Raw genomic sequence first — 10,943 nt, 5'->3', positions numbered from 1 at the left:
ACGCCATAGATGTTAGCCCACCTCACGGTGGGCTAACTGTATTTTTAGGTTACTTGGAATGGATGCTACTTGGGTATTAAACTGTTAAGACAGAAGTTGAACTTTAAGGAAATGGCATGACAGATACGACGTGTGCGTGGGCGACTAATCATGAATTGGAAAGGGCATATCACGATACTGAATGGGGTGTGCCTGTCTATGACGACCAAGTTTTATTCGAATTTATCACGCTTGAAGGCGCGCAAGCTGGTTTAAGCTGGATAACTATTTTGAAAAAGCGTGAAGGGTATCGAAGCGCCTTCGAAAATTACGACATTGAAAAGTTGGCTACGTACGATGAAATTAAAGTAGCGCATGTTTTAGAAAACTATGACGTCGTTAGACACAAAGGAAAAATCGCTTCTGTATACAGTAATGCGCGTGCAACCATAGAGCTTCAAAAGGAATTTGGTTCTCTATCGAATGCGCTTTGGCAATTTGTTGATGGTAAACCAAAGGTCAATAAATGGACGTCCGCGGATCAAGTGCCAGCGTCAACAGAACAGTCAAAAGAGATGAGTAAGTTTTTAAAAAAACGTGGCTTTAAGTTTGTTGGTGAAACCATCTGTTATGCGTTTATGCAGGCAGTTGGGATGGTGAACGATCATACAGTAGACTGCCCTAAATACTGAATAATCTGATCTAGCAACCGTAAGGCGTATATTGTATTAGAACCCCAGCAGCAGTGCTGGGGTTTTCATTTGGAAAAGGTATCATTGCCCCAACGTTGCTTTTTCTAGAACAATGGCATTGTAGCGCTCTAATCCCGCTTCTAGATCGGCGATCAAATCATCCGTATCTTCTAAGCCTATATGTAAACGGATCAATGTCCCTTCAAAATTAGGGTTGGCGACTGTCCTTAGGTAGTTAAAGCTCTTAGGTTCATTTGCCAAAATCAAGCTTTCAAATCCACCCCATGAATAGCCCATGCTAAAGTGCTTCATGCCATCCAATAGTGCTGTTGTGGCTCGAGGGTAAGAGGATTTCAGTACGAATGAAAACAAGCCATTTGAGCCTTTGAAATCGCGTTTATAGAACTCATGACCAGGACAAGATTCTAGAGCCGGATGTCTTACATGGTCCACCTCGGGGCGAGACTCTAACCATTTGGCAACTTTAAAGCTGTTCTCGTGGTGTTGGCGCAAACGAACATCCAATGTACGCAGACCTCGTAGACCTAAATAAGCATCATCGGGAGAGACACATTGCCCAAGCAAGTAGCTTTGTTCACGAAGTTGATCCCAGTACTTCTCTGAAGCGACTGCAGTGCCTAGCATAACGTCGGAGTGACCCACAATGTATTTTGTGGCTGCTTGAATGGAAATGTCCACACCGTACTCAAATGGAGAAAGGTTAACGCCCGCTCCCCATGTATTGTCCAGCATAACAATAATGTCGCTTTCGTGAGCAATTTTGGACAAAGTAGGCAAATCCTGCACTTCCATGGTGATAGAGCCAGGGGATTCGGTGAATAAAATTTTAGTGTTTGGTTGAATGAGGTCGCGAATTCCTTCTCCGATCATTGGGTCGTAATAGGTTGTCTCGACACCCATTTTTTTTAGCATCACGTTGCAGAAATCACGTGTTGGCTCATAGCAGGTGTCGACCATTAATATATGATCACCAGACTCAACAAAGGAAAGAATAGCGCTGGTAATTGCTGCTGTGCCACAAGGGTACAGTGCACAGCCAGCACCACCTTCGATTTCAACCATAGCTTCTTGGAAAGCAAAATGTGTCTGAGTGCCTCTTCGTCCATAAAAAAGGGTGTGCCCTTGGCGCTCTGAAGTGGCTTTATGTTTTTCTGCAACCGTATTGAAAACGACCGTTGATGCACGCTGTACTGGAGGGTTAACTACGCCATTTGTCCATTTCTTACTGCGTCCTGCTGTGACCAGCTTGGTCTGGTATTTCTCAGACATTCTTTTTCCTTGTCCCATTAAAATTTACTCTATTTAAACCATTTTAAGAGGGGGGAACGCAAGTGTTATTTCCCTTTAAAGAAGGGGGCTGAGTAAGAAATAGGCACGTTCAAAAATTCGATGGACAATTCCTCGCTCCGACCATGTAGCCGACTCGATTTTATGCGCATTTTCGATGTAAGACTCTTGAAGCCAGTAAAGCTCTTTTGTGAAAGAAGCGTCATCTACAGCTAAAGTTACTTCGAAGTTCAGCCAAAGACTACGCATATCTAGGTTTACTGTACCAATCAAGCATTGATGTTGATCGATGACGACCGATTTGGTGTGTAATAAACCGCCGCGGAATTCATAGATTTCAATACCTGAATTTAACAACTCGCTATAAAACGCCTTAGATGCCCATTTCACCATAATGGAATCATTGCGGTGGGGAATAATAAGTTGCACTTTAACACCGCGTTGTGCCGTCATTTTCAGCGTCTCTAGTAACTGATCGCTTGGGACAAAGTAGGGTGTAGTGATTCTGACGGATTCTTTCGCCTGATTGATGGAAAGAATCATAACTTGTTGAATTAGGTTTTCAGGCATCCCAGGACCCGATGGAACAACTTGAACTGGGTGCAGACCATTTTCTTGATCAACAGGACAATGAGGGAAGGTGGGAAATTCTCGTTTACCTGTTTCTACTTCCCAATCCCATGCGTGAATGGCCGACAAAACATTAACGGTTGGTCCAGAAATTCGGACCATGACGTCGATCCATTGCCCGACACCTGCACCTTGTTTGAAATGCGCAGGGTCGACCATGTTCATTGAACCGGTGTAAGCAACTTCGTCATCCACCACAATGATTTTTCGGTGTTGACGTAAATCCAACCGACGTAGGAATACACGCATAGGGGAAACGGCAAGTGCATGAATGACTTCAATGCCTGCTGTTTCCATCATGGCTTTCCAATGGCTTTTAAAAAAACGATGGCTACCAGCGGAGTCGAGAAGTACTTGAACTTTAACTCCTCGCTTTGACGCTTGTATCAAAGCGGATGCAACGGAGTCTGCCAATCCACCGGGGTGCCAGATGTAGAACTCCATTCGTATGTGGTGCTTTGCCGACTTAATATCTTCAATGACAGACTGAAGGATTTTTACAGGAGAAGTTTGCAATGAAAGCGTATTGCCACAAAGAGCAGGGATACCAGTACGATTTGAACACAGATCGTGAATTTGGGAAATTTGTCCTTCCATTAATTCTGGAAGGTGAGCTTGGCAATCGTGTAACTGATTAAACCAATATTCGTAGGGGGAAAACATACGTTGAGCGCGTTCAGCTCGTTTTCTTCCAAGGTTCAGTTCGCCAAACAAAAAGTAACATGCAACGCCAAGGATTGGGATGATGTAGATGATCATCAACCAAGCCAAAGAAACGCTGACAGCTCTGCGCTTAAGTACTACGCGAACGGTAACCCCTGCAACGAGCACCCAATAAGCAACCAGGCTGAACAGAGCGACAAACTGATAGAACTTTTCCATTTTCCTCGACAAATCAGGATGGTAACGAATTTATTCTACCACTATAAGCAGAAGGAGCTTAAGAAGAAACAACAACTACTCGCATATCCCTATTAAGAATGAGAAATGAGTGGAATAGCCCGAAGAGAAGAGAATGATACCGAGCAATTATATCCAAGTATCTTGAGGTTACTTGGTTATATGTAAACGAATTGTACAAATTTGTTGTAGTAATTAATTTTTCGTATTTTATTTTGTTTAAGATATAACACTAGATTTGATTAAAAAAGAAGCTAACGATGCTTTTTTGTGGGCTATTATTGACTAATTAGACTACGTGCGCTTCCAATTCTAGTCTCAAACTGTTTTACTTGCCATCGATCAGTTAAAAATAAGAAATTCAGTCTGTGTAAATATATTTTTACACAGGCTAATCCAATCAGGCGGTATTTATGGCATCAACATCTCGTGCTCAATTTTCTTCTAAATTGGGCTTCATTATGGCAGCAGCGGGCAGTGCTGTCGGTTTAGGTAATATTTGGGGGTTTCCTACTCAAGCGGCCAGTAATGGTGGTGCGGTATTTTTAATTACCTATCTTGTGATGGTTTTTGTGTTGGCGTGTCCAATGCTAATAGCAGAACTCACCATTGGCCGGTACGGTCAATCTAATCCCATTCAATCTCTTAAAGCAGTTTGGCCAAATGGTAAAATGGGTGCAGCTCTTTTAGGTATTGTAGCAATGACGGCGGCGTCCCTTATTCTCAGTTTTTACGCCATTATTGCAGGGTGGCTATTTGGTGAGTTTGCTGGAAGTGCGTTAGAAATTGTGGGGCTAAATGAGGCATCTACATGGCTAACAAGCTTTGGAGATAGCCGAAACCTGTTTCTAATGATCATGTTTATGATTGCCACTATGTATGTAGTAAGAAGCGGTGTCGCTAATGGTATTGAGCGTTGGTCTACCCGATTAATGCCTGTGCTACTTGTCTTGTTTGTAGTGATGATAGGATACATTCTTACTCAAGAAGGCGCTTCCGAAGGGCTTAAAATGTACCTCGTTCCTGATTTCTCACACTTTAATTCCGATTTAGTGGTGAGTGCGATGGGACAAGCGTTTTTCTCACTTTCTTTGGGCGTTGCAACCATGATGGTGTATGGCTCTTACCTAAAGAAAGATACCAACATTCCTAAAACAGCCGTTCAGGTTTCCCTTGTTGATACTGGAATCGCCATTTGTGCCGGTTTGCTTGTTTTGCCTGCGATGTTTGTAGCAAAACAGCATGGTGTTCAAATTTTCGATGAAACTGGCGCTCTACTAAGTTCTGACACATTGGTGTTCACCGTACTACCCGCAATGTTCGATACCATGGGCAGCTTCGGCATCGTAGCTAGCATGATGTTTTTCGCACTTATGATGATCGCAGCACTAACATCATCCATTTCAATGTTGGAAGTTCCTGTTGCTTGTGCGATAGAAGAATTAAAGCAAACCCGTACTGCTGCCGTTATATGGATAGGTGGAGTGATTACGTTAATCTCAGCGATTATCGTTCTGAACTTTGGCTCGTTATTTGGTTTAGTCGTACAGGCAACAACTGTATACGCTCAGCCTATATTGGGTCTAGTTTGGGCACTGCTTGTCGGTTGGATTTGGCATAGAAATAAAGTACTTGAAGAAATACGTCAGGGTTACCCTGAAGTAGAGAACTCGGTATTTTGGAAAATCTGGCCTATCTATGTACGAGTAGTTTGCCCTGTATTAATGCTTGTGGTGTTCTTTGCGTAGAAGATCACAGCTTAATAATAAGATTATTAAAAAACATTCCTGCCCTAGTTTCTAGGGCTTTTTTGTGTTCGAATATAAATCGAATGTCATATTGTTAATGCAGTAAAGTTCATTCTAAACGTAGGTAGGCTTTTGTACACCTACAACACTTATTGAAACACTTTTTCTTGCATATGATATGAGCTCTACCATTCTTATTATTTTAATTTTTTTAAGCTCTACACTGGGCTTTTTTTAAGGACGCTCTATGAATCTTTCAGTCAAGCAAAAACTGTCGGCCGCTTTTGGCAGCATCATATTTTTAATGGCTATATCCGTCACGGTCGTCTTTTTTCAGGTTAAATCTGCACATGATTTAGAAAACGCCATTCGTACAGATGACGTCCCGGGTATGGAGCTATACCTGACCTTGATAGATGAGTCTGGAGACATGCAGCGCGATGCCTTGAGAATCATTCTAGGTGATAGCTCGGCACAATCAGATTTCGTTGATAATTACAGCCAATTTGAAAGTGCGCTGAACAGTCTAGCGCAAATTGAAACGAGCTCCCACGCGAAAAATACCGTCAATCAAATTAGGAGTTTTGGCTCGGAATATAAACGCTCAATAGAGTCCCTGTTTCCTATCGCAAGTCGTGAAGGGAATACAGCGGAGCAAATGAAAGAGCTGTACGCCAAGAAAATGGCAATAGAATCAAAAACCATGGCTCCAATGGAAAAAATTCTAGACCGCGAATCAGCGGCCGAAAAAAGCGACGTTGAAAACGGTCTTAATACACTAAATGATTCATTAGCCTCTATGAGCAATACGATGATTACGCTACTGGTAGTGGGTTCATTTATTGCTTTGGTTATTGCCTATCGTTTGTCTTCTTCTTTAACAGGGCGAATCGAAAAGCTGGAAGCGGTTGCAAAAAATATTGCGAATGGCGATCTAACGTCTGAAGAGATTGTAGACAACAGTGGCGATGAGCTCTCAAATCTTGCTGAATCCATCAATGCGATGCAACGTTCATTGAAAACGCTGTTGACGTCTATTTCGCAGGTTAGTGAGCAAGTTGAAACAGTCACAACGGATCTCTCTCAGGTCACGACTTCTATTTCTCAGGGCGCGACAGAGCAAGCCGATAAGGCGAACTTGATTTCTACAGCGTCTGAGGAGCTCACCCTTACGATTGGTGAAGTTGCGCAGCAAAGCGTCGCAACCGCAGACAGTGCTTCGCAATCTGGCGATGCAGCGGAAAGTGGTCGCAATGTTATTTTAGGAATGGTTGGTAGCATCGAGAAAGCATCAACTCAAATGGCTGAAATGTCTGTGAGTATGCGTGAGCTGAACGAGCACGGTGAGCAAATTGGCAGTGTTATCAAAGTGATTGAAGGCATTGCCGAGCAGACCAACTTACTAGCGTTGAATGCGGCTATAGAGGCTGCACGTGCCGGTGAGTCTGGCAGAGGTTTTGCTGTCGTTGCAGATGAAGTTCGCGCTCTTGCCGAGCGTACAACGCAAGCAACTCAAGAAGTTTCTGAAATTATCCAAGCTATTCAGCAGGGCACACAAAAGGTGATGTCTTCTACTTCCGATAGCGTTGAATTGGTTGAGAAGGGTGTTGAACAAAGCGCGGGCGCAGGAGCGGCTCTCGATCAGATAGTGGCAAGTACAAACCAAGTTCAAGGAATGATTGCTGCTATTGCGACAGCGACAGAAGAGCAAACAGCAGTAACACAGGAAATTGCTAACGACATTAGTACCATAAATGATATTTCTGCGAACTCATTGCAACTGGTTGATCGCAGTACGCACGACGTAACAGGCTTAAGCGAGCGTGTGAATGAACTTAAGGGCTTAGTCTCGAAGTTTAAAATTTCATAAGTAGCCTTAGGTTTTCCAATAGCTTTGTTTCTCCAATAACTTAGGTTTTCAAATAGATTAGGTTTTCAAACAGATGAGGTTCTCCAATAACCTAGGCTGGTAATTCTTCTAAGCTTGTAAATCACGTAAGTTTGTAAGAGCTTACTGTATTTAATGGCTTCTTCTGTAGGAATCGCTATAATTCAGCGCCTGCGAAGGAGCCATTTATGTTTGATATCCTCTATACCCATTCCGATTTCCTCATTATTAATAAACACTTTGGTATCAGTGTGCACAAAGATGACGGTGACGTTAGCTTGCCTTTTGAGGTTGCGAAAGTATCAGGGGATGAACAGCTCTATCTTGTCCATCGCTTAGATAAAATGACATCTGGGATGCTCATAATGGCAAGGCATGCTGAAGCGGCTAGTAAGCTCTCATCGTTATTTGCGCAGCGTGATATAGAAAAATTCTATCTAGCTATTGGTGCAAAAAAGCCTAAAAAGAAGCAAGGTACGATTACCGGTGATATGGAACGTTCTCGCCGGTCCAGTTGGAAGTTGATGAGCAGTAAAGCTAACCCTGCTATTACTCAGTTCTTTTCTTCTGCAGGGGAAGCGGGAGAGCGGGTATTTTTATGTAAGCCTTACACAGGTAAAACCCACCAAATCAGAGTGGCATTAAAGTCCGTAGGTTCACCAATTATTGGCGATGATATTTATCATCCTTCTTCCGTCTCGGACCGCGGGTATCTCCATGCGTATGCGCTCAGGTTTACGTATGATGACCATCTTTTCGAATTCCTCTGTAACCCTGCCGAACATGCTCACTGTGGCGAAAAATGGCAGTCACCAGTAATAAAAGAAGCCCTAGAGGCGTGGAAAACTCCTTGGAACCTAATATGGCCAACAGTGAAAACAAAATGAAAACGAACTCTCTTATGCAGTTATGGGCTGTACTTGACTCAGCCATTGAGCAAACGCCCGATGAGGTAAGACGCTTATTTCATGGCCGCGGGCGATGCTGGGAAGGGTTAGAACAAATCACCGTAGATTGGCTACAGGGGCAACTCGTTGTTCATCTATTCAAATCTGTAGATCCCGAATTTCTGAATGAACTAAAAGTTGGGTTACTAGGTTTAGCAAAAAACGAGGTATACCTGCAACGTGGATTGAATGCCATCTTGCTGCAACACCGTTATCAAGATGGTGCGCCATTTGAAGCTATTTTTGGCGAGCCAAACCTTAAACCCGTAGTGACGGAATCGGGGTTAAAGTATCAATTGGAGCTGGGTAAAAATCAGAATTTTGGCTTATTCCTAGATATGCGCTTTGGCAGGGATTGGGTACGTGAGCGCGCAAAGCACAAAAAGGTACTAAACCTATTTGCCTACACTTGCGGATTTTCAGTGGCAGCTATTGAGGGTGAAGCCGATCAAGTGGTTAACGTTGATATGGCGAAATCGAGCTTGAGCCGAGGCAGGGACAATCACAAATTAAATGGGCATAACCTGAATTCCGTCAGTTTTATGGGGCATGATATTTTTAAATCATGGGGGAAAATAAAGAAGTATGGACCTTATGATATCGTCGTTATTGACCCGCCGTCATTTCAAAAAGGCAGTTTTGCGCTCACCAAAGACTATCAAAAGATCTTGCGCCGTTTACCCGATTTACTCACAGAGGGTGGGGAAGTACTCGCGTGCGTCAATTCACCCAGCGTAAGCCCCGACTTCTTAATTGAAGGGATGAAGAGAGAAGCGCCTGCACTGACTTACCAATACCGATTAGAGAACCCACCTGAATTTAAAGATAAAGATGAAAATTCGAGCTTAAAAGCCATGGTGTTTTCTTAAATCATCGAAAAGTGGGCGTCTAGATAGTGAATTCAGATTTACTCACTTTTGGGGAAAACGGCTCTGTTTTTCCCTGAACGTTTAGCTTCATAAAGGTTTTGATCCGCTTTGCGAAAGCTATCATCGCTATCGCAAAGCTCACTTGGAAGAGCCGGTTTGCTAATACCAATGGAGACAGTAATATCGAGCGCTCCAGCTTGCGTAAGAAAAGCTTCACTGTTGATGCATTTCAACATGGCATTGATGCGAGTTTCTAAGTGATTATCGGATCGTATTAATACCAAAAACTCTTCACCTCCCCAGCGGATAAGCAGTTCAGCGCTGGATACAAGACCGCTCAAGCGTTTAGCCGTTTCAATAAGTACTTCGTCTCCTACGTCATGCCCGAAGGTATCATTGACCGATTTAAAGTTGTCTAGGTCAAATAAGGCGATTTGATAATATTGCTCTCGACTTAAAATGTCGTCGCTAGTTAATTGACGTTGGTAATGTCGCCGATTATTGAGTTGGGTGAGTTCGTCGATATACGATAGGTCATGCAGTTCTTTGTTTTCACTCTTAATATGATAAGTTCTGCGAAAGGCGTAAACAATGGCGATTACAGCGATCAAGATCCAAGTGCAGGCGATTTGAAACCGCAATTTCTCTTTCGCTAATTGTGCTGCTCCCAGCTGGTTTTGAATGTTCAGCAAATCCTTTTCTTGTCTAATGTGCTGCGTTACAAATGCATGTTCCAGATCGTAGACTTTACTTAACAAGTGCTGTTTATCTTGCTCATAGTATTGTTTGTACATGACGAGTGCATCATCGACTTTCCCCAGTAATTCAAGGATATCCGCTTTTTGTTCATAGGCTCTTATTAGCCAGCGCTTGTGATTGATAGAAGAAAAGGTGGCAATGGAATCATCGACGTTATAAAGCGCTTTTTGAAGATGACCGAGCTCTTGCAATGCCTTCGATTTAACTAACTGGCATTGTCCCTGTTGTATTGGTAGCTCAAATATTTCTGGTGCGGTTAAGCAGCGGTTGGAAGCTTCGATGGTTTTAAGGTATTGCTTGCTCGAAAGATGGAGTAGGGTTTCCCCTTTTATTTGAAGAATTTTACGCCTAGGGTTGGCCGCTTTCTCATCATAATATTTTAACGAAGCATAGTAAGATTCGCGTAGCTTTTCAGCGTTGTTTAGCTTGTAGTATACGTACGCTTCGTTCAAATGAATGAGTTGAAGAAGTCCGTTTCTTTCGCGACTGCGTTGAGGTGCAACCTTACGTGCTTTCTCCATAAACTCCAAAGCTTTGTCCCATTTTTCGATGTGCAGGTACAGTAGCCCCAAGTTATTGTAAAACGAGCCGAGTAATTTCTCGTCTCCGATTTTTTTGGACACATCTATTCCAAGCATGAAGTGGCGCTGCGCATCCATTAACTGGTTATCAGCGTTACTTAAAAAACCTGCGGTATTATGAGCTTTAGGTAACAGATAGAGAATGTGCCTTTCCGTAGCAAGCCTAATGGCTTGGTTGATAAGTTTTGTGCCTTGTTGAATTTCGCCTCTTCTTCCAAGGTTAGTACTTTTGTCGATCATCATTACGAGAGTTAGCCATGTAAGGTCTTCTTGTTCTGAAAGCTGATTAAGTTTTTGAGTGTACTCTTCAGCAAGTTGATGTTCTTTCTTGTCTTTGGCTAAGCTGCGTAAAGTGAAAAGGCGGTAAGCCGCTTCAGTAGGAGTCAGTGAAGGTTTGGTTTTAGCATCAAAAGCCTGGAGGGCTTGTTCCGTTTCTAGGGTAGAGATATCTAGCGTTTTTCTAATTTGCAAAATATCTCGACCATTTTGCGTGTCTTTTAATTCGTTTTCAGGGTGGAAAACGATGATTTGTGCACCCGTCAAATCTTCAATTGTGGGTTCAAAGAGCACAACATAAGCAGTTAAAATACTGAGGAAGCTCAAGCCCAAAAAGGCGGTTATATATAACGCACGTTTTCCCAT

The 10,943-nt window shown here is 42.9% G+C and carries 8 protein-coding genes; 5 read left to right on the top strand and 3 right to left on the bottom strand.

Features of this window, described 5'->3' with window-relative positions:
• The first annotated feature begins 116 nt into the window (after positions 1 to 116).
• Complete coding sequence (locus VPNCDNU1_RS22855; RefSeq protein WP_104402492.1) at positions 117 to 671, top strand: DNA-3-methyladenine glycosylase I; 555 nt, start codon at positions 117 to 119, stop codon at positions 669 to 671.
• 81 nt (positions 672 to 752) lie between these two features.
• Here VPNCDNU1_RS22855 and VPNCDNU1_RS22850 read toward each other — a convergent pair whose 3' ends face one another.
• Complete coding sequence (locus VPNCDNU1_RS22850; protein WP_104402491.1) at positions 753 to 1,961, bottom strand: cystathionine beta-lyase; 1,209 nt, start codon at positions 1,959 to 1,961, stop codon at positions 753 to 755.
• Between the two features lie 75 nt (positions 1,962 to 2,036).
• Complete coding sequence (gene cls / locus VPNCDNU1_RS22845; protein ID WP_104402490.1) at positions 2,037 to 3,491, bottom strand: cardiolipin synthase; 1,455 nt, start codon at positions 3,489 to 3,491, stop codon at positions 2,037 to 2,039.
• A gap of 431 nt (positions 3,492 to 3,922) precedes the next feature.
• Here cls and VPNCDNU1_RS22840 point away from each other — a divergent pair, with 431 nt between their 5' ends.
• From VPNCDNU1_RS22840 to VPNCDNU1_RS22825, 4 genes are all read left to right on the top strand, one after another.
• Positions 3,923 to 5,257, top strand: coding sequence for a sodium-dependent transporter (locus tag VPNCDNU1_RS22840; RefSeq protein ID WP_104402489.1), 1,335 nt, complete (start codon positions 3,923 to 3,925; stop codon positions 5,255 to 5,257).
• 247 nt (positions 5,258 to 5,504) lie between these two features.
• Positions 5,505 to 7,127 (top strand): methyl-accepting chemotaxis protein, encoded by a 1,623-nt coding sequence (locus tag VPNCDNU1_RS22835; protein ID WP_104402488.1) that lies wholly within the window; start codon positions 5,505 to 5,507, stop codon positions 7,125 to 7,127.
• A 206-nt stretch (positions 7,128 to 7,333) separates the two neighbouring features.
• Positions 7,334 to 8,032, top strand: coding sequence for a TIGR01621 family pseudouridine synthase (locus VPNCDNU1_RS22830; RefSeq protein ID WP_104402487.1), 699 nt, complete (start codon positions 7,334 to 7,336; stop codon positions 8,030 to 8,032).
• Positions 8,029 to 8,961, top strand: coding sequence for a class I SAM-dependent methyltransferase (locus VPNCDNU1_RS22825; RefSeq protein WP_104402580.1), 933 nt, complete (start codon positions 8,029 to 8,031; stop codon positions 8,959 to 8,961). Before VPNCDNU1_RS22830 ends, VPNCDNU1_RS22825 begins: the two co-directional genes overlap by 4 nt.
• A 38-nt stretch (positions 8,962 to 8,999) precedes the next feature.
• On the opposite strand, the gene VPNCDNU1_RS22820 is transcribed toward VPNCDNU1_RS22825, so the two are convergent.
• The gene (locus VPNCDNU1_RS22820; protein WP_104402486.1) at positions 9,000 to 10,943 is read right to left on the bottom strand and encodes a tetratricopeptide repeat-containing diguanylate cyclase; all 1,944 of its coding nucleotides are present in this window, start codon (positions 10,941 to 10,943) and stop codon (positions 9,000 to 9,002) included.

The sequence above is a fragment of the Vibrio penaeicida genome (genome assembly GCF_002933855.1).
GTDB lineage: Bacteria > Pseudomonadota > Gammaproteobacteria > Enterobacterales > Vibrionaceae > Vibrio > Vibrio penaeicida_A.
This window is presented reverse-complemented; position numbering and strand designations above follow the sequence as displayed.